27 protein-coding genes are annotated in these 22504 nt (G+C 60.3%); 14 read left to right on the top strand and 13 right to left on the bottom strand.

Annotated features, from left to right (window positions below):
- The first annotated feature begins 124 nt into the window (after nucleotides 1-124).
- On the top strand, nucleotides 125-370 hold the full coding sequence (locus IPK17_RS06065; RefSeq protein ID WP_343416785.1) for a DUF7669 domain-containing protein: 246 nt from the start codon (nucleotides 125-127) through the stop codon (nucleotides 368-370).
- Here the strand turns inward: IPK17_RS06065 and IPK17_RS06060 are convergent.
- Nucleotides 367-945 (bottom strand): TetR/AcrR family transcriptional regulator, encoded by a 579-nt coding sequence (locus IPK17_RS06060; protein WP_343416784.1) that lies wholly within the window; start codon nucleotides 943-945, stop codon nucleotides 367-369. The genes IPK17_RS06065 and IPK17_RS06060 overlap by 4 nt on opposite strands.
- 214 nt (nucleotides 946-1159) lie before the next feature.
- Between IPK17_RS06060 and IPK17_RS06055 the strand changes: the two genes are divergently transcribed.
- Nucleotides 1160-1567, top strand: coding sequence for a thermonuclease family protein (locus tag IPK17_RS06055; protein WP_343416783.1), 408 nt, complete (start codon nucleotides 1160-1162; stop codon nucleotides 1565-1567).
- A 269-nt stretch (nucleotides 1568-1836) separates the two neighbouring features.
- On the opposite strand, the gene IPK17_RS06050 is transcribed toward IPK17_RS06055, so the two are convergent.
- Both IPK17_RS06050 and IPK17_RS06045 read right to left on the bottom strand, forming a co-directional pair.
- The gene (locus IPK17_RS06050; RefSeq protein WP_343416782.1) at nucleotides 1837-2550 is read right to left on the bottom strand and encodes an SDR family NAD(P)-dependent oxidoreductase; all 714 of its coding nucleotides are present in this window, start codon (nucleotides 2548-2550) and stop codon (nucleotides 1837-1839) included.
- A 66-nt stretch (nucleotides 2551-2616) separates the two neighbouring features.
- A complete protein-coding gene (locus tag IPK17_RS06045; RefSeq protein ID WP_343416781.1) occupies nucleotides 2617-2943 on the bottom strand; it encodes a nitroreductase/quinone reductase family protein in 327 nt (108 codons plus the stop codon).
- Nucleotides 2944-3060: 117 nt separating this feature from the next.
- Here IPK17_RS06045 and IPK17_RS06040 point away from each other — a divergent pair, with 117 nt between their 5' ends.
- The 5 genes from IPK17_RS06040 to IPK17_RS06020 all read left to right on the top strand — a co-directional run bounded on the left by IPK17_RS06040 (nucleotide 3061) and on the right by IPK17_RS06020 (nucleotide 7098).
- Complete coding sequence (locus tag IPK17_RS06040; RefSeq protein ID WP_343416780.1) at nucleotides 3061-4041, top strand: Ldh family oxidoreductase; 981 nt, start codon at nucleotides 3061-3063, stop codon at nucleotides 4039-4041.
- A 388-nt stretch (nucleotides 4042-4429) separates the two neighbouring features.
- A complete protein-coding gene (locus IPK17_RS06035; protein WP_343416779.1) occupies nucleotides 4430-4777 on the top strand; it encodes a PadR family transcriptional regulator in 348 nt (115 codons plus the stop codon).
- Nucleotides 4770-5717, top strand: coding sequence for an HAAS signaling domain-containing protein (locus IPK17_RS06030; protein ID WP_343416778.1), 948 nt, complete (start codon nucleotides 4770-4772; stop codon nucleotides 5715-5717). The genes IPK17_RS06035 and IPK17_RS06030 overlap by 8 nt, the downstream gene beginning before the upstream one ends.
- A gap of 14 nt (nucleotides 5718-5731) precedes the next feature.
- Nucleotides 5732-6709, top strand: coding sequence for an NAD(P)-dependent alcohol dehydrogenase (locus IPK17_RS06025; protein ID WP_343416777.1), 978 nt, complete (start codon nucleotides 5732-5734; stop codon nucleotides 6707-6709).
- A 20-nt stretch (nucleotides 6710-6729) separates the two neighbouring features.
- Nucleotides 6730-7098 (top strand): hypothetical protein, encoded by a 369-nt coding sequence (locus IPK17_RS06020; protein ID WP_343416776.1) that lies wholly within the window; start codon nucleotides 6730-6732, stop codon nucleotides 7096-7098.
- Between the two features lie 103 nt (nucleotides 7099-7201).
- On the opposite strand, the gene IPK17_RS06015 is transcribed toward IPK17_RS06020, so the two are convergent.
- The 9 genes from IPK17_RS06015 to IPK17_RS05975 form a co-directional block, all read right to left on the bottom strand.
- Nucleotides 7202-8227: a fasciclin domain-containing protein gene (locus tag IPK17_RS06015; protein ID WP_343416775.1), complete on the bottom strand. Its 1026-nt coding sequence runs from the start codon at nucleotides 8225-8227 to the stop codon at nucleotides 7202-7204.
- Nucleotides 8228-8708: 481 nt separating this feature from the next.
- Nucleotides 8709-9680 (bottom strand): DNA topoisomerase IB, encoded by a 972-nt coding sequence (locus IPK17_RS06010; protein ID WP_343416774.1) that lies wholly within the window; start codon nucleotides 9678-9680, stop codon nucleotides 8709-8711.
- Nucleotides 9681-9772: 92 nt separating this feature from the next.
- Complete coding sequence (locus IPK17_RS06005) at nucleotides 9773-10603, bottom strand: UbiA family prenyltransferase (protein ID WP_343416773.1); 831 nt, start codon at nucleotides 10601-10603, stop codon at nucleotides 9773-9775.
- Nucleotides 10600-11085 carry a maleylpyruvate isomerase N-terminal domain-containing protein gene (locus IPK17_RS06000; RefSeq protein ID WP_343416772.1) on the bottom strand — a complete coding sequence of 162 codons (486 nt, stop codon included), beginning with the start codon at nucleotides 11083-11085 and terminating at the stop codon, nucleotides 10600-10602. The genes IPK17_RS06005 and IPK17_RS06000 overlap by 4 nt, the downstream gene beginning before the upstream one ends.
- A gap of 100 nt (nucleotides 11086-11185) precedes the next feature.
- The gene (locus IPK17_RS05995; RefSeq protein WP_343416771.1) at nucleotides 11186-11749 is read right to left on the bottom strand and encodes an elongation factor P; all 564 of its coding nucleotides are present in this window, start codon (nucleotides 11747-11749) and stop codon (nucleotides 11186-11188) included.
- 113 nt (nucleotides 11750-11862) lie between these two features.
- Complete coding sequence (locus tag IPK17_RS05990) at nucleotides 11863-12966, bottom strand: hypothetical protein (RefSeq protein WP_343416770.1); 1104 nt, start codon at nucleotides 12964-12966, stop codon at nucleotides 11863-11865.
- A gap of 136 nt (nucleotides 12967-13102) precedes the next feature.
- On the bottom strand, nucleotides 13103-14368 hold the full coding sequence (locus tag IPK17_RS05985; RefSeq protein ID WP_343416769.1) for an MFS transporter: 1266 nt from the start codon (nucleotides 14366-14368) through the stop codon (nucleotides 13103-13105).
- 393 nt (nucleotides 14369-14761) lie between these two features.
- Nucleotides 14762-15451: a LutC/YkgG family protein gene (locus IPK17_RS05980; RefSeq protein ID WP_343416768.1), complete on the bottom strand. Its 690-nt coding sequence runs from the start codon at nucleotides 15449-15451 to the stop codon at nucleotides 14762-14764.
- A gap of 144 nt (nucleotides 15452-15595) precedes the next feature.
- The gene (locus IPK17_RS05975) at nucleotides 15596-16000 is read right to left on the bottom strand and encodes a hypothetical protein (protein WP_343416767.1); all 405 of its coding nucleotides are present in this window, start codon (nucleotides 15998-16000) and stop codon (nucleotides 15596-15598) included.
- 150 nt (nucleotides 16001-16150) lie between these two features.
- Between IPK17_RS05975 and IPK17_RS05970 the strand changes: the two genes are divergently transcribed.
- The 5 genes from IPK17_RS05970 to IPK17_RS05950 all read left to right on the top strand — a co-directional run bounded on the left by IPK17_RS05970 (nucleotide 16151) and on the right by IPK17_RS05950 (nucleotide 19016).
- Nucleotides 16151-16345, top strand: a complete 195-nt coding sequence (locus tag IPK17_RS05970) for a hypothetical protein (RefSeq protein ID WP_343416766.1) — start codon at nucleotides 16151-16153, stop codon at nucleotides 16343-16345.
- Between the two features lie 15 nt (nucleotides 16346-16360).
- A complete protein-coding gene (sigZ, locus tag IPK17_RS05965; protein ID WP_343416765.1) occupies nucleotides 16361-16927 on the top strand; it encodes an RNA polymerase sigma factor SigZ in 567 nt (188 codons plus the stop codon).
- Between the two features lie 233 nt (nucleotides 16928-17160).
- Nucleotides 17161-17907, top strand: coding sequence for an arsenite methyltransferase (gene arsM / locus IPK17_RS05960; protein WP_343416764.1), 747 nt, complete (start codon nucleotides 17161-17163; stop codon nucleotides 17905-17907).
- Nucleotides 17908-17910: 3 nt separating this feature from the next.
- On the top strand, nucleotides 17911-18321 hold the full coding sequence (locus tag IPK17_RS05955; RefSeq protein WP_343416763.1) for an arsenate reductase ArsC: 411 nt from the start codon (nucleotides 17911-17913) through the stop codon (nucleotides 18319-18321).
- 152 nt (nucleotides 18322-18473) lie between these two features.
- Nucleotides 18474-19016, top strand: a complete 543-nt coding sequence (locus IPK17_RS05950) for a hypothetical protein (protein ID WP_343416762.1) — start codon at nucleotides 18474-18476, stop codon at nucleotides 19014-19016.
- Nucleotides 19017-19117: 101 nt separating this feature from the next.
- Here IPK17_RS05950 and IPK17_RS05945 read toward each other — a convergent pair whose 3' ends face one another.
- Nucleotides 19118-20518, bottom strand: a complete 1401-nt coding sequence (locus IPK17_RS05945) for a LutB/LldF family L-lactate oxidation iron-sulfur protein (RefSeq protein ID WP_343416761.1) — start codon at nucleotides 20516-20518, stop codon at nucleotides 19118-19120.
- Nucleotides 20519-20667: 149 nt separating this feature from the next.
- On the opposite strand from IPK17_RS05945, the gene IPK17_RS05940 reads away from it, so the two are divergent.
- Entirely contained in the window at nucleotides 20668-21498 is an 831-nt protein-coding gene (locus IPK17_RS05940) for a DUF1295 domain-containing protein (protein WP_343416760.1), read from the top strand.
- Nucleotides 21499-21609: 111 nt separating this feature from the next.
- Complete coding sequence (locus tag IPK17_RS05935; protein ID WP_343416759.1) at nucleotides 21610-22437, top strand: DUF1295 domain-containing protein; 828 nt, start codon at nucleotides 21610-21612, stop codon at nucleotides 22435-22437.
- Nucleotides 22438-22504: the final 67 nt, after the last annotated feature.

The following is a 22504-nucleotide window of genomic DNA, read 5'->3' as shown; positions in this document are numbered from 1 at the left end:
GTATATAAGAGGATGATTAGAAAACGGACTATAGTCCGTTTTCTAATCGCTGAAGTGCAGATTGCGGGCTGAGCCGCTACAATCGGGCGGTAAGTTCGTCTATGCAGCGAGTGAGGCTGACTCTATGACCTGTCGGGATGACATTTTAGAGGCCGTGCGCGCGCTCATCCGCCAGAAGGGTGTGAATGAGTTCACCGCGCATGAAGTTGTGGAATACATGCGCGCCCACGGGACAACCTACAAGGAAAACACGATCCGCACGCACATCACGACCGGTCTGATGACCATCAACGCCGCCAAGCATCACAGCAAGACGCACGATGATTTTGAGCGGACGGCCGACGGCGTGTACCGCTTGATCGGCGGCTAGTCGACCAGCTTGTAGACTACTTCGATCAGCGCGGTGACCATGCGTTCGAGGCTGTAACCGCGCGTCTCGCGCTGGAACTGCACAGTGCGTGGGTCGAGCATGACGTAGAGCGCGTCCGCCGCGTAATCGAGGTCAAGCTGCGGGTTAATCTGACCGAGCAGGCCGCGGATCGTCTGCATCCACCACCAGTGCGCGGGATGCGCAAGGCCGGGGACGCCTTCCATGGTGCCCAGCATGGGGCGGCGTTCATCGACGAAGCGCAGGGCTTCTTCCATGAACCACACCAGGTGATCGACCGGGTCACCGCCCGCGCGAAAGCGGCGGAGCGCCCGATCCTGCAAATGGCGCTGACATTCGTCGAGCAGCGCCTGACATACTTCGCTCATGCCATTAGGAAAATGGCGGTAGAGCGTGCCTTTACCGACCCCGGCTCGCGCCGCGACCATCGCCGTCGTGACCGCTTCCACGCCTTTTTCGGCGATCAGGTCACGTGCTGCCAAAATGAGCAGCTCACGGTTTTTGACGGCATCCGCGCGCGTGGGGCGCGGCTCAGCGAGGATCTGAATCTCGTCCATAGACCTCACCAAAGGGTAAACTCAGTGCTATATCATCAGTATACGGGGAATTGTCAAGGATGTAACATGCCAACCAAGGCAGCCGGGCGTCAAAGATCATCCAGAAGCAGGATACAAATCCTCCTTTTGACCGTCTCACTCCTGTTAGCCGCTTGCACCATGGAACTGGAGTCCGGCGGTAGTGGGAACAGCGGTGGCAGCACGGTGATCGGCGGTGGCGAGACCGCGCGTCACCGACATCATCGATGGCGATACCATCGATGTGGACATCAACGGCGTCGGCTACCGCGTGCGCTATATCGGCGTGAATACGCCGGAGAGCGACGAGTCGTGCTATGACGACGCGACCGACGCCAACGCCAATCTCGTTGCCGGGCAGACGGTCACCCTAGTGCGCGACAGCAGCAACACCGATCGCTTTGGGCGCTTGCTGCGTTATGTGTACGTGGGGAATGTATTCGTCAACGCGCAGTTAGTGCAGGATGGCTGGGCAGAAGCGGTCGAATACCCGCCGGATACGGCGAACGCCGATCAATTCCATCAGCTCGAAACGCAGGCGGCGCGCAGTAACATCGGCTGCCACCCCACCGGGATTTTCGACGATGGCAGCGACGTCCGGTAACGATCTAACCTCACCCCCAGCCCGAATTCGGGGAGGGGAGACAGCAAACTCGTTAAACCGAAGGTGTTTTCGTAGGGACGTGATTTGGTGGGTGCATAATAAGGTTATCACCCGTAGGGACGAGGCATGCCTCGTCCTAATTTCTAGAGAAGGATAGTGAGGACAAGGCATGCCTTGTCCCTACAAAAACCTCTCCGTGGGAGAGGGGCAAAAGCAGGTAGTTGGCTTCCCCTCTCCCACGGGAGAGGGGATTGAGGGGTGAGGCGTACCTACGCCCGCCCGTAGACTTCTAGACTCGTGCCGTAGAAGGCACTGCCGCGCTCCGACGCGAGGAAGAGAATCGCCTGCGCCGCCTCTTCCGGCGTGACCCACTTGCTGAAATCGGCGTTGGGCATCGACGCGCGGTTGGGCGGCGTGTCGATGGTGCTCGGCATAATCGCGTTGACGTGGATGCCTTTGTCGCGCACTTCCGCCGCCAGGCTTTCGACCACGCGCTGCGCGGCGGCCTTGCTCGCCGTGTACGCCGACCCGCCCGCGAAGCCTTTCAAGCCGCCGCGCGCCAGCACCACGACGATGCGCCCGGCGATGCCTTTGTCAATCATATGCTGCGCCACCTTGCCACACGTGATGTAGACCGGGCGCAGGTTGAGGTTGAGCATGCGCTCCATCGCGTCGTAGTCGGAGCCATGCACGGTCGCGCCCGATTCGAAGCCGCCGACGGTGTGCGCCAGCACATCGATTTGTCCAAAGCGCGCCACCACCGTTTCGATCAGTTGATCGACGGACGCGGCCACGCCAAGATCGGCGAGCACGGTCAGCGTTTCGCCGCCGATCTCCGCCGCGAGCTTCTCGGCTTTGTCCGGTGACCGCTCTACCAGCACCACGCGCGCGCCTTCAGCCGCCGCCGCGCGCACGACCGCGCTGCCCAAGTTACCCGCCGCGCCAGTGACGACGACGACTTTGCCTGCGAATTCGCCTGTCATGGGACTCCTCATTTGTGTGTGATTGGTCATGCTACTGTATAACGAGGCCGCGAATGCCGCCAGATGTTACGGCTTGATCTCCACGAACAGGCCATCGCTCCAGTGGTATCTGGCATCGAATAGGCGCGCCAGCACGACCGAGAGGTCGGTCTCTTCGACGATGCGCCCGGTCGCCGGGGAGTGCGGAGCATCCCACCCGCCAAAGCCATAGGTCACCGCCGGGTTGTGGCGGATGTTCTTGACGAAATCGGCGTTACTGCGCCCTTCCGAGCAGATATAATATGCGCCGTTGTGCTCCACGTACCAGATTTCGATAGTATGCGGGTTGCCTGTGCGGCGGCCAATCGTCGTCACGTAGATAAAGTCGTTTTTCTGCGTGGGTTGGTCACTCATTAAGGCTCATCTTTCCGGAAATAATTACTGATGCAAATCATAGCATAGTCAACCGGGATCGGCTTTTACGTTGCGCGCGGTACACTGTGAGCTATCTACTGCCTAGGGAGAAAAATCATGCAGGTTCGCCTTGACGACTTGAAAGCGGTCACGCTCACCGTCCTCACCAACAGCGGCTATCCGGCGGATGAGGCGCACATCATTCTCGACGTGCTGCTCTACGCGCAGCTCCGCGGCAACAATCAGGGCATCGTCAAGCTGATCGGCGCGGGCATGCCGCGCAGCGCCAACGCACGCCCCATCCAGATCACGCGCGAGACCAAACTCTCCGCGCTGCTCGACGGCGGCTGGAACGCAGGCATGGTCGCGTTGACCCGGGCGGTCGATATCGCCATCGACAAGGCGCGCGAACATGGAATCGGGATCGTCGGCACGAACCAGACCAACACCTCGACGGGGGCGATTGGCTATTACGCCAGCCGCGCCGCGCAAGCGGGTTTCATCGCGTTCGTGTTCTCCGGTTCCGGCGAATATGTCGCTATGCATGGTTCGTATGAGCCGCTGTTCGGCACGAATCCGCTAGCGATTGCTATCCCGACGACCGGACAGCCCATCGTGTTCGACATGGCGACCTCGGCGATTGCCCGTTTTGGCATCGTGGAGGCGAAAACCGCCGGGAGATCGATCCCCGAGGGCGTGGCCTATGATGCGAACGGTCAGCCGACCACGGACGCGGCGGCGGCGCTGCTCGGCGCGATCCGCACATTTGGCGGCTACAAAGGCGCGGCGCTCTCGCTGATGGTCGAGGTGCTCACCGGGGCGCTGGTCAGCACGACCAAAGATGCCAACGGCAAGAAGACCGACTGGGGCAACCTCGTACTCGTCATCGATCCCGAACTGCTGGTCGATGGTGACACGTTCGAGGAGCGCACGAGCCAGTTGATCGAGCGGGTGAAAGCGGCGAAGCGTCTGCCCGGAGTCGAGGACATCCTCATCCCCGGCGAACGCGGCAACCGCATTCTCGCGCAGATCGAGCAGACGGGCATGGTCGAGATCGACGACGCGCTGTGGTCAGCGCTCGTGGCGGTCGCGGGGTAGACCGCGCGACCGCTATTCATGACCCCACCCCCGCCCCTCCCCGAATTCAGGGAGGGGAGGACACTTGTAACATGGGAACCATTAAGGCGCTCGTTTGAGGGAAAATGTGTTGTGTAGGGACGCGCAACAGCGCGTCCGTTTCGCCCCCAATCCGGCGGACGCCCCGTTGGGCGTCCCTACCATTCCCGCGATTGTTAAAACTGTCCCTCCATCAACCAGAAGGCGAGGGGCAAGTGCCAAGTCCTTCTCTAGGGAGAGAAGGATGGTTTGCGCAACTAGTCCACATTCTCTCGTACACGCTCACCAATCCGCACACCCTTGACAATACTGTGCGCTATACAGTATGCTATTTACTGTGTGACACACAGTACTGTAAGGTATACACCTCATGTCCGAAACCGAAGAGCAGATCGATAAGCTGCGGCAAGAGCTCCGGCGCGGGATCATCGTTCTCGCGGTGCTGGCGCAGCTCGACACCGCCCGTTATGGCTACAGCCTCATTCAGCGTCTCGCCGAACAGGGGCTGGAGATCGAAGAAGGCACGCTGTACCCGCTGCTGCGCCGCTTGGAACAGCAAGGCCTGCTGCACAGCGATTGGGAAGTCGAAGACCCGCGCCCACGCAAGTACTACCGGATCAGCGACGCGGGGCGGGGCGTGCTCAGCACGCTGACAGCCGAGTGGTTCGCCACCGTGAGCGTGATGCAGCGCATGTTAGGAGGGGAAGCTCATGACTGAACTCATTGACCGCTATCTGCATCAGGTTGGGCGTTACCTGCCCGCTCAGACGCGCGCCGACATCACCGCCGAACTGCGCTCGCAGATTCAGGATCAACTCGACGACCGCTATCCGGCAGAACCGACGGCCGAGCAAGTTGCCGCTGTGCTGCGTGAACTCGGCAGCCCGCGCCAGATGGCCGCGTCCTATCGTGAACCGCAGTACCTCATCGGCCCGGATCTCTATCCCATGCTGATCGAAGTGCTGCGCTATGGGTGGTTGATCATCCCGCTAATTCTCGTGTTTCTCGGCCTCTTCGGGCGCATGATTGCGCCGACCGACACGCCGCTGATCAACTGGTTGCTGGAAACGCTGTGGGCCACCGTACAGGCCGCGCTGATCTTCTCGGGCGCGGTGGTGCTGTTGTTCGCACTCGTGCAGCGCTCAGGGCTGGATCTGTCGGGCGGCGCGGCCTTTGACCCGCTGACGCTGCCCGCGGTCAACGATCCGCGCACGGTCGAGCGGCGTGATACCGCGTTCAGCCTCGCCGCGGGCGTGGTCGTGATGCTGGTGTGGCTCTACTTCTTACGTGTCGGCGGGCTGACGCTGCGCTTCGACCTGACGAATCCCGGCGACGTGATCCCGGTGCCGTCGGTGTGGATGGTGCTGTTCATCGTCGTCGGCGTCGCGCTGATCGGCCTGCATCTGCTGGTGCTGTGGCGCAACCAGTGGAGCGCGTGGCTGTGGCTGATCGAAACGCTGATCGAAGCGTTCGGCTCGATCTGCCTGTACTTTGTCTTCTATCAACCACTGCTCGGGGGACGCACGCCGCTGCCCCTGTCCGAAATTCTCGCCGCGGGCTATGCCATCGGCATTCTCGTCAATCACAGTGGGCGGTTGATCGCGCTGTGGAAAACGCGTGACGACCGGCCGCTGACTTTCGTCAATGACAGACGTTGAAAGGTTCGTTAATCATGAAAGCGATTCAAATTCCGGCCTACGGAGCGCCGGACGTGATCCAGCTCCGCGATGTGGCCGCCCCGACGCCGAAAGCTAATGAAGTACTCGTCAAGGTGGTGGCGACTTCGGTCAACTTTAGCACCGGGCTGCTGGTGACCGGTCAGCCCTTCCTCGGTCGGCTGATGGTCGGCGGGCCGACCACGCCCAAAATCAAGACGCCCGGCAACGACCTCGCTGGAAGGGTGATCGCGGTTGGCAGCGCGGTGACGCGCTTTCGCCTTGGCGACGCAGTCTTCGGCGACTTAGCGGGGCATGGTTACGGCACGTATGCCGAACTAGTCGCCGTCCCGGAAAGTGCGCTGACACTCAAGCCCGCCAAGCTGAGTTTTGAAGAGGCTGCCGCCGCGCCGGAAGCGGGTCTGGTCGCCTTGCAGGCTCTGCGTGACCTCGGTGGGCTGCAAGCCGGGGAACACGTGCTGATCGTCGGCGCGTCCGGCGGGATTGGCACGTTCGCGGTACAGCTCGCCAAGTACTTCGGCGCGGAGGTCACTGCCGTGGTCAGCCCGCGCAACATCGACCTCGTGCGGACGCTTGGCGCCGACCACGTGATCGACTACACCCGCGAGGATTTCGCGCGGAATGGTCAGCAGTACGACCTGATCCTCTCGACGGCGGGCTATCGCTCGCTCGCGGATTACAAGCGCGCGCTGAAACCGGGCGGGCGCTACGTGACGACGGGCGGATCGCTCAAGCAGGTGTTTGCGGCGCTGTTGTTCGGCGCGCTAGTCGGGGGTGGGCACAAGATGGCCGCGCTCAACGTCAAGCCGAACAAGGATCTCGACTATCTGGGGAGTCTGATGGAGTCGGGTGCGGTCAGGGTCGTCATCGACCGCTGCTACCCGCTGAGCCAGTCGGCAGAGGCCATCCGTTACTACCTCACGGGTAAAACGCGGGGCAAAATCATCATTCAGGTAGCGCCAGAGGGCGCATGACACTGCGAAAAGGGAAGCTCATGGTCGATATACGAGTGCTGCTGGGTGGGTTGTGGATCGCGCTCATGCTCACGTATTTGCTCGGCGACGTGCTGCGCATCTTCGCGGGCGACTTCAAGGCGGGCGAGATCGAGGGGGTGCAGGTCACGCAGGTAATGTGGCTGGGGATCGCCATTTTCATGCTCGTGCCGATTGTCATGCTGGTGCTCACGCTGCTTCTGCCGCAGCCCGGGCTGCGCCCGCTGACTATCGGCGCGGCAGTGGTGCTGTTCCTGTTCAATCTCGTCGCCCTGCCGACGTATCCGTCGCTTTATGACAAGTTCCTGATCGCCGTCGGGCTGATTTTCAACGTCATGACCGTGATCTACGCGTGGAATTGGGCGGAGTGACCGAGCCGCGGCCGCAGCTCTCCGCTCCATCAGCCCAAACAGAAACGTCGGGGCGCAGCTTGCCGCGCCCCGACGTTATCCGCTAGAGGGTTTGTTGGAGAGCTTATTCCATCGGCGGCAGCAGGACCGCGTCGATGACGTGGATGACGCCGTTCGTCGCGTAGACATCGGTCGCCACCACGGTCGCATCGTTGACCATGACGGATTCGCCATCCAGCGAGACGTTCACGGTCGTGCCGGGGAGCAGGGTCGCCACGTTGACGCCTTCTTCGCTCGCACCAGCCGCGGCCACGACGGTCGCCGCCGAGAATTCACCGGGGATAACATGGTAGGCGAGGACGGTGTTCAGCAGTTCGGTGTTGGCCAGCAGTTCTTCCGCGGTCGTGCCCAGCGCTTCGAGCAGAGCGGCGAACGCTTCGTCGGTCGGGGCGAACACGGTGTACGGGCCACCATTGGTCAGCATTTCGAGGATGCTCGGGTCAGCCGCAGCGACAGCCGCCAGCAGCACGGTGAACTGCGGGGCATCAGCTTCGGTCGAAGCGACCACAGTTTCGGCGATGCTCAGCGTGGGTTCTTCCATCATTTCCATCGGTTCTTCCATGCCATCGAGCGCCGGAACGAGCACTGCGTCGATCACGTGGACGATACCATTCGAAGCCATCACATCGGCGGCCACCACCGTCGAAGCATTGACCATGACCGATTCACCGTCGACGCTAATCGCCAGCGGCATTTCGGGCAGCAGCGTACCGATCACCGCGCCATCGAGCGCCACGACCGAGGCGGCATCAAACGCGCCGGGCACGACATGGTACGCCAGCACGGCGTTCAACAGGTCGGTGTTCGCCAGCAGTTCTTCAGCGGTCAGGCCCAGTTCTTCGAGCAGGGCGGTGAAAGCGGCATCGGTCGGCGCGAAGACCGTCCAGGAGCCTTCGGAGGAGAGGGCTTCAAGGAACATCGGGTCAGCGGCGGCGACGGCGGCCAGCAGCACGGTGAATTCAGGCGTTTCAGCTTCGGTGCTGGCGACCACGATGTCAGCAATCGTGCCGGGTTCATCTTGAGCAAAAGCAGGGATAACACTAAGGGCCAATACAGCGAACAACGCGAAAACGGTGAACAACTTCTTCATACGAACTCTGCTCCAAATTCCACTAAGCCAACTGTCAATGCAGCGTGTGGTTTGACGCTACGGGATTAAAGTTACGGGGGGGAGATGAGGCGTAAGTGAGCGAACACGTAGTTACGAATAAATCAAAGATTGTAGTTTCATGAAATTCATAAAGGTTTAGATTACGGCGTTACAGTCGGGGTGGAGTGTTGTCAGGAAAATCGACTATCCACCCCTCCTCTGAACTCAGGGAGCGGCCGGAGGTGGGGTCGGAATTTGACATTTTTCAACACGTTCAGGCCTTATCCTCGATTCCTTCTCTAAAAGCGCAGGACGAGGCATGCCTCGTCCCGACAGATGATCCCGTTGTTGGATACTCTCATTATCGCGTCCGTTGTGTCCGATCCCTCGCTCAAATACCCTTCATGATAGGCCAGTTCTAGCATCGCGAAGATTGCAGGGACGCCCACACGGCACGCCGCCAATGTCCGTATTCCGCACCTCAACTCGTCTCGCGCAGCAGCGTGAGCAGCGCCGCCTCTGCCGGGCGCAGACCGGGCGGCACCTCCCCGGCGAACGGCGCGAGCTTACCCTCACCGTACGCTTCCAGCACCCGTGGATGGATGTAGTATTTGCGGCACACGGTCGTCGTGTTGCCAAGCTGACTGGACACCTCTTTGACCATTGCACTGAGATTTTTGCGGAGCGCGCCTTTGTTTTCGGCGGGATCAATCCCCGTGAGCGCCAGCAGCGCCAGCGTCGTGCCGCCCCACGTGCGGAAGTCTTTCGCCGTGAAGTCCTGCCCGGTGATCTCGCGCAAGTAGGCATTCACATCGCTCGATGTGATAGCGCGCACGGTGCCGTCCGCGTCCTTATACTGAAAGAGATGTTCACCCGGCAAATCCTGCGACTTCTTGATGATTGTGGCTAACCGCCGATCTTTCAGGTCGATCACATGCTCTTTGCCGCTCTTGCCGCGAAACTCGAAATGCACTTTCGAGCCTTCGACGGCGACATGCTCATCCTGCATGGTCGTCAGGCCGAACGACTCGTTGTGGCGCGCGTATTCCTCGTTGCCGATGCGGATGAAGGTCGTGCCGAGCAGTTCCACCACCGTTGCGAGAATCTTCTCACGCGGCATGCCCGGCAGCGCGAGATCCTGCTGCACGCGCTCGCGGATCGTCGGCAGCGCCTCGCCAAACGCGATCATGCGGTCGAACTTGGTCTGGTCGCGGATTTCGTTCCAGCGCGGATGATAGCGGTACTGCTTGCGGCCTTTCTCGTCGCGTCCGGTTGCCTGGATGTGACCGTCCGGTGTCAGGCAGATCCACACCTCGCGATAGGCGGGGGGAACGCCGAGGCTCTTGATCCGGTTGAGGACGTCGGGATCGGTGATGCGGCTGCCGTCCGGGGCGAGATACGTGAACCCTTTGCCCGCCCGCTTACGGCGGATGCCGGGTTCGTCAGCGTTCACATAACGCAATTCGTGGGGAATTTCCGTTTTTGTCACCATAACTGTAAGGTAAAACGGAATGTTTAGCGGCACATGAACAGATGGCGAATTCCCTAGCGGAAGATCAGCAGGAGCGCGGCGTAGCTCAACGCGACTATGACCGTGGCGCGGAACAGCCATTCTGAGCGCGGCTGATCAGGGCGGCGCACGAAGCGATGCAGCAGCAAGGGGACGCACACCAACCCGAACGGCGCAAGATAGGTTGGAATCACACCGTTGAGCACATGCAGGCTGACCACGACGAGCAGCACTAGGGTGAGCAACCGCATGAGAAACGCCGAGCGTTCGCGTCCGATCCAGATCGTGAAGTTGCGTTCGCTCAGGCGGTCGGTGTCGTAGTCGCGCACCTGCTGCTCCAACTGTGCTGAGGTCGACGCCAGCAGAAAGCCCGCGATCATGACGATATCGAGCGGCGTCCACGGCAGGCCGAGCAGTACCATGATCAGCACATAGGGGAAAGTCTGCACGAACAGCGCATGCGTCAGCACATCGAAGCCCGGCACGCTCTTGAGGCGCAGCGGCGGTGCGGAATACGCCCACACGATGAGCAGCGCGACCGCGAACACGACGATCCCGCGCATGCCGTAGCTCAGGAAGACGGGCAGCGCGAGCGCGACGATCAGCGTGGCGACGGCCAGCGCGAGGAGCGGCGGCACCTGCACGGTCGTGAAGTAGCCGCGCGCCGCTTTGTCGGGATCAAGGCGATCCACCGGAGCATCGAAGTAGTCGTTGACGGCGAAGCCGAACCAGTAACCGACTGTCACCGTGAGCACCAGCCCCCACGCCGACGCGCCGTGCAGCAGCAGGCACATCAAGCCGATGATGAAGGTTGTCCCCCACGCATCCATATGAGCGGTGAGGAGATTGGGCAGCTTGCGAATCATGTTCCGGAGACGATATCGCCTTTGCGCGCCGCGAGTTCGGCCAATTCGGCGGCATGACCGCTTTCGTGACGCTGCCACACGCGGATCAGATTGACAGGGGGCGCGTACCCACCCCACGGCAGAAGCATGTTCGCTTCCCAGCGTTCCGTGTCCACCTGAGCGAGCAGTGCCTTGAGACGGTCGCGTTCCAGTTCGAACTCGCGCAGTACCAGTTCATAGGGGAGCTCGCCGCGCGTGCGTACCGATTCTTCGTTGTATTCGTTGATGCCGCGATACGCGGGGATCATGGCTTCGTCATGGCGCAAATGCGCTTCCAGCGACGTGCGCGCCGCTTCGTCCCAGCCGGTGATGTGGGCCAGCATGTGCTTGATCGTCCAACCGGGGTAAATCTGGCGTTCCCGATCAAACTGGGGGATGACCGCGCGCATCGCGGCGCGCCCTTCGTCAAGTTCCTTGATGATCGCTTCGACTGCTTCGAGCATGACGGGTTCCTTTGTGCCCGATTCTAACAAAAAGCCGCAAGGAGTGAATCATCCTTACGGCTGAACAGCGACAACCTCACCCTGTGGTTGGTAGGGTGTCTTACTCGTTGACGCGACCGATGTACGAACCGTCGCGGGTGTCGACCTTGATGATTTCGCCCACCTTGATGAAGATCGGCACTTGCAGTGACAGACCGGTGTCCGTCTTGACTTTCTTCTGCACCGCGCCCGCCGTATCGCCGACGACCGCCGCTTCGGCATCCACGACTTCGTAAGTCAGCGTGGTAGGCAGCACGTAGTCGATGGGATGGCCTTCGTAGACGCGCAGTTCCAGCTTCATGCCGTCGCGCAGGAAGTAAACATCGTCGCCGAACAGGCTGAGGTTGACTTCATACTGTTCGTACGTGCCCGTGTTCATGAAGTGCAGGAAATCGCCGTCGCGATAGAGGAGTTCAGCTTCTTCCGACTCAACATAGATATCGTCGAGCTTGTCATCAATCGGGAAAATGCGCTGGCGGGTGGCGCCCGATGCAATATCGACCAGCGTGGTCTGCATTGACGCGGTGCCACGCCCCGGCTTGTTGTAAACGAGATTGGTCACGCGGTACAGCGTGCCTTCGATACGCAGGGTTGTCCCCTTCTTGAGATCACCAGCAACGATCATACGTTTCCTTAGAACCTACCCATGTAAGCAAGATGCCGCCATTGTAGCAGACCCTTTCCAAGATTTCCTCAGTGAAATTTTCAGATCAATTCCCCTATTTTCATCGGCAGTGGTCACTCGTACGCATTGCGCGAATTCTCCCACACTTCGACATGTGGATCATACGGACGGGCGACGTAGCGGTAGTCGCCCCAATCCACCCACGACGCGCCATACTGCGCGACGCGCTGCATCATCTTGGCGTATTCCTCGTCGATGATCCGCTCCGCTCGCGCAGCGGCCACCCCCAAGCGCGGGTTGACGATCCGCCAGTAGCGCGCCATATCGGTGAGCGGCTGCGTGAGCGCACTGCCGCCCGTGCGCAGGGAATAATGCAGGTGGCGGGCAATGATGTGGCGCACACCCGCTTCATCGACCACGAACAGCGCCTGTCGATACTGCGCCGGGTCGTCGATCCACAGCGTGCGCGACGCATAGCCAAGCGCGGTGATCGCCCGGTCGAGTTCGAGATCATCCTCCCAGATGCCCGTGTCGACCGTTTGGAGCAGTTCGCCGCACATCTCAAACGGAATCAAGCCCATTTTGCCCCAATAACCCTGCGCTGCGCCGCGTTCGAGCTGCAACCGAAAGGCGGGATCGCGGTTGAAGGCCGCGTTCACCAGATCGATGATATCGGCAGGAATGTCTGCGTCCGCGAGGGGCGAATGCTTGTAGAAGGTGAACGGGCTGACGGCGGCGGGCAAACCATTCTGGGCGTGCTCCTGGCTGAATGCCACCAGCCGCAGCAGCAGGTCGCGGGTGTAGACGGCGTCATGCGCGGGCATGATGAGGTAGCCGCCCGTCCCCGCATCCCGTCCTAGTTCCAGTGCCGCGAGGATGCGCGACCAGCGGTCGCTCATGCTCAGGCGCAGCCAGTGACCGTCCCAGTCAAAGACTTTGATGTATCCGGTCTGCGCGCCCCGGCTGTGGGCATGATGAAAATCCCAGGTCACACCACGGGGGGAGTCAAGCAGCCCCCAAAGGCCTCTTGGTGCCAGTTTCGTGTATTTGTCCTCAATGTAGTAAGTGAAATCACCGTCCGCGAGTGCTTGCCGACGCTGGCGAAAATCATCCCCCGTCAGCTTCACGGGGCGGGGATCGCGCACTTCCGGCATACGGTGGAACACGGGCATGAATTCTGCCACGATAAAGCGAACCTTCGCTGTGTCCTTGGTCATGGTGTCCTCGCCCGGCATCTCCCAACCTCAAGGTATAACCTCACCCTGCTTGCTGCGCAAGCCGTCCCTCTCCGGGGGGAGAGGGGCAGTTGAGCGCAGCGAAACGGGGTGAGGTTAAAATTTGAGCGCGAGGGTGCTAATTGCTTTCCGGCGTGACCTCGACGACTTCCGCCTCGGCGATCAGTGCGCCGCGTTTTTCGCGTTCGCGCACCCAGTTGAGGATGAGCAGCGCGGGAGACAGCACCGCGCCGCTGGCGATGAACGCCAGGCGCACGCTCTGCTGCCCGATCAAGCCGAGCGGCGGACCGCCGACGATCTGCCCGATGGCATCCGTCTGGCTGCGCATGGAGAGCACCGTCGCGCGCACGTTCGAGTCGATGTGCTGATTGGTCCACGTGTCGAGCGGCGCGCCGATCAGGTCACGGGCGATCATGAAGCCCAGCCACGCGATCAGCGCGACGCCGAGCACGGGCGACAACCCGTAGGCGATGATGCCAACGACCATGACTGCCGTCAGCCAGAAGACCGCGCGTGTCAGCTTGACCGGGTTATTGGTGTCCAGCCGCCGCCGCATGATCTCCAGCCCCGTGAAGCCGATCACCATGAGGAATATGTCCATGATGCCGAAGATCCAGATGGTCGGCAGGCCAAACACCCCGGCGATGTTGAAATTGCGGATAAGATGCGCCTGCCATAGGCGATCCCACGCCTCGCTGAACAGACCGAAGAACAGCCCGACCGCGAGGATGCTCATCAGCTTGGGACGGCCACGAATGACCTTCAAGCCCGCGCTGAACGTATCGCCCATCTTCTGGAAGGTATTGCGATCTGGCGCGGGGGTGGGGGTGAAGCCCGTCTCCGGCATGAACAGCACCAGATAGACCGCCGCGACGATGTGAATCAAGCCGCCGACGATCACCGGGAGGCCGAGGTAAATCGTGCCGAGCGCGACCGCTGTCGGAATGCCGAGCAGACCAGCGATGCGCCCCACCTGCCCGCCGCGGATGAAGGCCGCGCCCGCCCGCTCCTGCCCGACTTCGTCCACGAGCCACGCCTGATACGCGCCGCTGGTGAACGTGTAGCCGATGCTCCAGATGATGTTGCCGATGATGAGCGCCGCGAACGTGGGCACCGAGACTTCGACCAGATAGGCCACGCCGATCAAAAACACGCCGATGATGGTCGACAGGCGGCGGCTGTACACATCCGCCACAATCCCCGTAGGAATTTCAAAGAGGAACGCGGTCACTTCCATCGTCGTGCCGACGAGGACGAGCTGGAGCGGCGTCAGGCCGACGATCTGCACCTGATAGACCATCATGGCCGTCCACACGAGCGTGCCGCCGAAGCTGCCCAAGCCGGAATACCACAGATGCACCCGAAAGGCATCCAATTTCTTCATGGAGTCAACACCCCTGATTTAGGTTGTGAATGGATTGAGTGTTACAAAAACGCGGGGGTGTGGAGGCGCGTCAAAACTGAGTCGACCGCTCGTCAGAGGCTTTCAGTTGGCGACGAAAGCTCGGCGCGGCTCAAACACCCGTGAACATCAGGCGTGAGGTGGCGGCAGCAGTTGTCATAGGGGCAAATCTCACTTTGAGAATATATGTCCGACATGATGCATTCTAGGGTAATCGGGCAACCGCGTCAACACGGCACATGACGGAGGCGTGTGGGGCATTTGCCGGAGAGATGATCGTATGCCGACCCCGCCCCGAATTCAGGGAGGGGAGACAGAGAGGTGCATTTGTGTAGGGACGAGGCATGCCTCGTCCTAAGCGGTTTGGCTGGCGCTCTACTGTATCACCACGACCTGCACTTTGCCGGGGCCATGCACACCGAGGATCAGCTCCATTTCGATGTCGCCCGTGCGGCTGGGGCCGCTGATGAAGCAGAAGTTGGCGCTCTGGGTAAAACCGGGTAGACCGCTCTGGCGCTGCGCGGCGATCCAGCTTTCGATGCGCGGCACGATCTGATCGAGCGCGATCACGGCGATATGCACAGGCGCGAGCACCGTCGGGATGCGTCCGCGTCCCGGCGCGGTCGTGAAGATGAGCGTCCCGGTCGTCGCGGCGGCGGCATCCGCCCCGGTCAAACCAGCCTGCGCGTTGACACACTGCGCCAGCAGTTCATCACGGTCAGCGCCGTGTGCGTTCGGCTGGATAATCTCGATGCCCGCGTCGCGAATCGCGGCTTCGAGGCCAGCGACCGGAATGTGCGCGAAATCCCACGCCAGCAAGCGCGTCGTCGACTGCGCTTGCAGCAGCTTCATAACCTGATCGCACGCGGCGGCCTCCCCGGTGACCGGGAACACGTCGCCTTTGAGGTTGGTCAGCTCACGCGTGAAGCGTTCCAGCAGCGCGGCAGGGGAGGTGTCGTCTTGCAGCGTGACGGGCAGATAAGTCTTGGGGCGCGGCGGCGCATCCTCAAACGGACGGCGAACGGCGCGGAGTTTGCCGAGAATCTGGTCGCGGGAGCTGGACATGAGATCAGCCTTTAAGCGATTAGCCATTAGCTTTTAGCGAAAGACGCAACCTTGAGAGCAAACAGGTCAACATCTGAGCATAGTATAACGTGAGTGACCGGGCGCTGGCTAATGGCTAATCGCTAAATGCTATGGGCTTGGGCTTCACTTCAGCCGCTGCCACGCGCCGCGAATGAGCAGCCACACCACGAACAAGACCAGCCCGGTTTCCAGCAGCGCGCCGATGTTCCAGCCTGCCGCGAGGCTGCCCACCAGCGCGACCACATACGCGCCGATCAGCCCGTACCAGCCGAGCTTATAGCCGAAGGCCAGCAGCAGGGAAAACAGGATGATCGCCCCGCGCCCGATCACGCCGATGACGATGCCGGCGTTCGAGGTGGGTAGGTCGGGCGTCACATAGCCGAGGTTGGGGTCGCCGCCGCGCCCGAGCAGGCTGATGATCACAAACAGGTTGTAGAGCACCACGAGTGCCAGCCAGCCCCACAAAAACAGATTGCGTTGATCGCGCGGGGTGTCCGCTGTCAACCGTTCGTGAATCTCTTCGGGCATGATCTCGCTCCTGACTTTTCCTCCATTTTAATGTCATTTGAAATGTTATAGAAGCCGTCTCTCATACGTTTCCTATGTGACCAATTTGCATCCTTTTGCGCTCCTCAGCCGTCTATATCTATGCATGTTCGATGAACAAGGACATTTACCATGCAGATTGACCTGTATACGGCCAACATTCGTCAGGCGGAACTGCTGCGCGAAGCGGAACACCAGCGGCTGGCGCGCAGCGTCCAAACCACCCGCCGACTGGCGCTACACTTCAGACTGCCGTTCCGTCTACAATGGGAAAAGCCGCGCACTCCCGCCGCGCCGACGCTGCGCGACTGCCCGACGCCCTGTTAATTTGAAGGTGATGTCATGGATGAAGTGGTCGAAACCGTGTGGAATACGCTCAACCCGACGCTGCTGCAGTTCATTCGTCGCCGCGTGCCGGATGTGCCGACCGCGGATGATCTGCTGCAAGAGGTGTATCTGAAAGTGCATACGCAAGTCGCTGCACTGCGCGACCCCGCCCGCATGGAATCGTGGGTCTATCAGATTGCGCGCAACGTGATCAACGACTACTACCGCGCGGAAAAGCCGCAGACGGAGATCAGCGACCTGATCCCGATTCCCGAGGCCGACGACGATGACGACCGCGAGGAGATCGTCGCGCGGCTGAGTCAGAGCGTCATGCACATGATCGAACTGCTGCCGGTGGACTACCGTGAAGCGATCCTGCTCACCGAGTACCACGGCCTGACGCAGCAGCACATGGCGGAGCGGCTGGGGATTTCGCTGCCCGCCGCCAAATCCCGCGTGCAGCGCGGCAAGAAGATGCTGCGCGAACTGCTGTTGGCCTGCTGTCACTTCCAGTTTGATCGGCAGGGCAAGGTGATCGACTACTATCCGCGCTGTCAGTGCTGTGCGGATGCAGCCTGCTGAAGCAGTTTGCATCCTTTTGGACGGTCACTCCGTCTATCAGGATGTACGGTGAATTTTTCGCCCGGACGATGCTGGTTTACCAATTCTGCGGAATTCCGACCCCACCCCCAGCCCCTCCCCGAATTCAAGGAGGGGAGACAGCAGACACGCCGTCCCAACCGGGTAGAGTCAGAGGGAAGCGGGGTTCAACCTTGAACCTGCATTATCTGGACAATCAGAGAGGATCAAGAACAATGACTACCCCGATTCACGACGTCGTTAAGGAACGGTACGGCGCGATTGCCAACGGCACGCAGACCTCGTGCTGCGGCGACTCCAACTGCTGCGAGCCGCGCCTGTATAACGTCGAACTGCTGGAAGGCCTGCCCGCCGATGCGGTCAATTTGTCGCTCGGCTGCGGTGATCCGGTGACGATTGCCGGGCTGCAAGCGGGCGAAACCGTGCTCGATCTCGGCAGCGGCGCGGGGATCGACTGCTTTCTGTCGTCCCGGCAGGTCGGCCCGACCGGACACGTTATCGGCGTGGACATGACGCCCGCCATGCTCGCCAAAGCCAATGCGAATAAGGCGAAGATGGGCGCGGCCAACGTCGAATTCCGGCAGGGGCAGATCGAAGCGCTGCCCGTGGAGAGCAATACGGTCGACGTAATCATGTCCAACTGCGTGATCAACCTGTCGCCGGACAAAGCCGCCGTCTTCCGTGAAGCGGTGCGCGTGCTCAAGCCGGGCGGGCGCATCTCGATCAGCGACATCGTCACCGAAGGCGATTTTAGTGAAGAGCTGCGCGCGGATGCGGCGCAGTGGGCGGAATGCGTGACGGGGGCGATTGATGCGAAACTGTACACGGGCATGATGGCCGAAGCGGGTTTCACGGATATCACGCTCGTCGATAAGTCCGATGCGGAAGGCATCATTCAAATTCAGCCGGGCATGCCGCGCATCTACAGCGCGCGCATCACCGCGAAGAAGCCGAGCGCTTAGTCGATGACCCAGACGCGCGTCTTGATTCTCTGCACCGCTAATTCCGCGCGTTCCCAGATGGCGGAGGGTCTCCTCCGCCATCTCGCCGGTGAGCGCATGGAGGTTTTCAGCGCCGGATCCAAACCCTCAGTCGTCAACCCGTACGCGATCCGTGCGATGCAGGCGCGCGGCCTCGACATCCGCGGCCACCGCTCCAAACATCTCAACGAATACCTGAGCGAACCGTTCGACTATGTGATCACGGTCTGCGACAACGCCGCGGAAACCTGCCCGGTGTTCCCCGGTAAACCCGAGCGGATTCACTGGAGCTTCCCTGATCCGGCGGCGGTCGAGGGTGACGACGCTAAGATTCTGGCGTCATTCATCCGCGTGCGTGACGATCTAGAGGCTGCTTTCAAGCGCTGGTTGGACTAGCTTCAGAATTTCCCCTGCTCATCCTGCACCCAAGACATCTTCACAGAAACATACAAATCTCAACGATCTAGCTTGACAATTGGCGTAAAAATAAGATGAATACTGATATAACTTGATAGCTCAATGCTATCCCAATGCGAGAGGTTAGAACTATGCGTCCGCCGATTGATCCCGAAACGCAAGTAGTCGGTGCAGCGATGAGCTCCATTGTTGAAAACATCCAGCGCGAGGATATTCAGCCGTATCTGGACAAGTACAACCTCAACACCATTGTGCCGGACCAGTGGTATTCCGCCCACGATTTCATCAGCATCCTGCGTGAAATTGGCAGCGGTGACGGCGGTATGGGGAATCTCGTCGCCATTGGCATGGCGGTCACGCATCAAATGTTGGTGCCGCCGGAACTGGAAAAGGTTCCGCTGTCCGTCATTTTGATGGGCTGGAATGATCTGTATCACCTCCAGCACCGCCATGGGAATATCGGCGGCGTGGTCACTGAGAAGATCAGCGACACGCACTATCGCACGATTCACACGCACCTGTATCCTGATGATATGACGTGGGGTCTCGCCTACGGGATGGCGAAGCGCTGGCTACCCGCCGGCACGCATTTCAAAGTGTTCTACAATCCGCAGTCCCCGCGTCTTGATGACGGCGGTGGCGATCAAACCGTCATCGACATTACGTGGAACTAGTTTCACCTTGTTGTCCGGGCGGACGCGACCTCTCTCCCGCGCCCGCCCTTCTCCAAACGCTCAAACCAATTGACATGTTTTCACATGTAACCAACTCCAATTTAGCTTTTGTTCTGACGATGCTCCCGCCACCAGTCGTGGAACGACTGCTCGGCGAAGGGTGGAAACTCGCGGTTTTGCGTCCACCCGCTGAGCGGATACGGCAGCGGCGCGCTGTTCGGATCGACGAAGCGGCTCCCGAAGTTCGCGATCTTACCGCCCAACTCAAACAGGCTCGGCTTGCTGAAGCCGAAGCCATACGCCTTCATGGCGATCTTCCACAGCGGATCCTGCACGTGTTCGAGGTCACGCCGCAGCATGAGCAGCATATCCGGGATGTTGATATCGACCGGGCAGGCCTGCTTACACGCGCCGCATAAGCTGCTGGCAAAGGGCAGCGGTGACGCGTTCTCGATGCCCTTGAGCAGCGGCGTGACGATTGCACCAATGGGTCCCGGATACACCCACCCGTAGCTGTGACCACCCACATTCTGGTAGACCGGGCAGGCGTTGAGGCACGCGCCGCAGCGAATGCAGGCGAGCGCTTCCGTGTATTCGCTGGCATAGATATTGCTGCGCCCGTTATCGAGCAGAATCAGGTAGAAGTGTTCCGGCCCGTCGTTCTCCGCTTCGGGCGCTGGCCCGTTGAAGCCGTTGACGTACACGCTCAGCCGCTGCCCGGTCGCGCTGCGCGGCAAAAGCTGAATCAATGTACCGAAGTCTTCCCACGTGGGCAGCACTTTCTCAATGCCCACGACCGCGATATGCACTTTGGGGACGCCCGTCGAGAGGCGACCGTTGCCTTCATTCGTGACGATCACGACCGTGCCCGTCTCCGCGATCATGAAGTTGCCGCCGCTCATGCCAAAATCCGCTTCGATGTACTTATGGCGCAGGTGCTGGCGGATGAAGGCCGTCATCGCCGCGGCTTCGTCAGTATGCGGCATATCAAGCTTTTCCATGAACAGGTCGCGGATCTGCTCTTTGGTCTTGTGCATCACAGGCATGATGATGTGGCTCGGGTGATCTTCCGCGATCTGCACGATGTATTCGCCGAGGTCGGTCTCGATCATCTCGATGTTGTGTTCAGTGAGGAACGGCAGCAGGTTGATCTCTTCGGTTGCCATGCTCTTGCTCTTCACACCGCGCTTGAGGTTGTGCCGCTGGCAGATCTCCAGAATGTGCTGGTTCGCTTCCGGCCCATCGGCTGCCCAAAGCACATGCCCGCCTTTCGCCGTTACGTTCTGTTCGAGCTGTTCCAGCAGTTCAGGTAAATCATGCAGCGCGCGCAGCCGCGACCCGCGCCCCTGCTGGCGCAGCAATTGGGCGTGGTCTAGTTCGCTCATCACGGCGCGGCGGCGGCCGTCGGCGTTGCCCGTCCCGCGGTCGAGCGCGGTTTGCAGGGTGATATCTTCCAGCGCAATGACGGCCTGCTCGTTGAACTTATTCGCGGTGAGTTCCATACCTGTTCATCTCTCGGCAACCTGTGTTTCGCTTAATTGTACCGCGTTCTACCGCGCCGCAACGATTTATGAGAATTTGCATAGGACTTCTACCTTTCTAGACAAAGATAGGTAGAATGCCTAATTATTAGACAGGCAAAGGATTTGACGTGCTAGAGCAGCTTTTCGCCCCCATCTCCCCGGTTATCGTCGTCTTGTTCCTGCTCGCGCTGGCGATTTCGAGCATCGGCTTTCGCAAAACCGTCTGGTTTATCAGCATTGGCTATGTCTTTTCGATCACAGCGATGATCGGGGCTGTCGTCCTCATTTTCCGCGAACAGCTCACGCTGGTCACGCTGCTGCAAAATGCGGTGCTGCTGGTGTGGAGTTTGCGCCTCGGGTTCTTCGTCATCCGCCGCGAAGGGCAGACCGCGTATCAGGCACAGGTCGCCGAACAAAATGCGCGCATTAACAAGCTGCCGATCTTCGTGAAGGCGGCTATTTGGATCAGCTCGTCGCTGCTCTACGTGGCGATGTTCTCGCCGTCGCTCTTCACGCTGACTGCGCCCGCGCAGCCCACGGGCTTCGCCCTCGTCGTCGCGTGGATCGGCATCGCCATTCAGGTGGGCGGTCTGCTCATGGAATGGGTCGCCGACGAGCTGAAATCCGCTTTCAAGCTGAAGTCGCCGGGGCAGTTCTGCAATGTCGGCTTATATCGTCTGGTGCGCTGCCCCAACTATCTCGGCGAAATCATGGTGTGGATCGGTCTGTGGGTGGTCGGCGCATCGATCTATTCGGGGATCATCCAGTGGGCGCTGAGCACGGTCGGCTTGGTTCTGCTCGTCATGATCATGATGGGGTCGACCAAGCGGTTGGAAAAAGGTCAGAACGCCCGCTACGGTCACCTAGCCGAATATCAGGCTTACACCCGCCGTGTCCCGGTGCTGTTCCCGTTCATTCCGGTCTACACACTGGAAAAAGTGCGCGTCGCCATCGACTAGGGTGCGCGGTGCGCGACAGCGGCGGCAACCTTACGTTTACGCAATCCAGCCGCCGTTGTCACTATACTAAACGGTAGCCTTCATCGTCGTCACTATAAAGGACTTTGTGTTTTGGAACAGCTCTTCTCGCCGATCTCCCCTCTCATTCTCGCGCTCATTGTGCTTTCACTGGTGATTGCCAGTGTTGGTTTACGCAAAACCGTGTGGTTCATCAGCGTCGGTTACGCCTTCGCCATCACCGGCATGGTGATCGTTACCGTGCTCGTGTATCGCAACCAACTCACGCTGATCGCCGGGCTGCAAAATATCGCGCTGCTCCTGTGGAGCCTGCGCCTCGGCATTTATCTTGTGCGCCGCGAAGCGACCGCCAAGATGCCGACCAGCGTCAACGATCAGGTCGCCAGAGCGCAGTCACTGCCGCTCATGGTGAAGTGCTTCATCTGGGTCAGCGTCTCGGTGCTGTATGTGGCGATGTTCTCACCGTCATTATTCATGCTGACCGCTCCGGCTCAGCCGACCGGGCTGAGCGCGGTGATCGCGTGGCTCGGCGTGATCGTGTTGTACGGCGGGCTGGTCATCGAATCGGTTGCGGATCAGCAGAAGTCGGCGTTCAAGCTCCAGTCACCGGGGAAGTTTTGCAATGTCGGGTTGTATCGCCTCGTGCGCTGCCCCAACTACCTCGGCGAGATCATGGTGTGGCTCGGCAGTTGGGTGATCGGCTTAGCGATCTATAACGGTATTTTGCAGTGGGTCATCAGCCTGATCGGTCTCGCGTGCATCACCTTGATCATGATGGGCTCGACCAAGCGGTTGGAAAAAGGTCAGGCGCAGCGCTACGGACACCTGCCGGAGTACCAGCAGTACATCACGAGCGTGCCCGTGCTGTTCCCGTTCATCCCGGTGTACACGCTGGAAAACGTCCGCGTGTACATCGAGTAAGCTCGCCTCAAAAAGAGGCAACCGAAGGGCGATAGGAACGCGCTTCTGCGCGTTCGCTGCTGCTTAC

Source organism: Candidatus Flexifilum breve, from assembly GCF_016713355.1.
The sequence above is the reverse complement of the archived record's forward strand: the minus strand, read 5'-3'. Positions and strand labels throughout refer to the sequence as shown.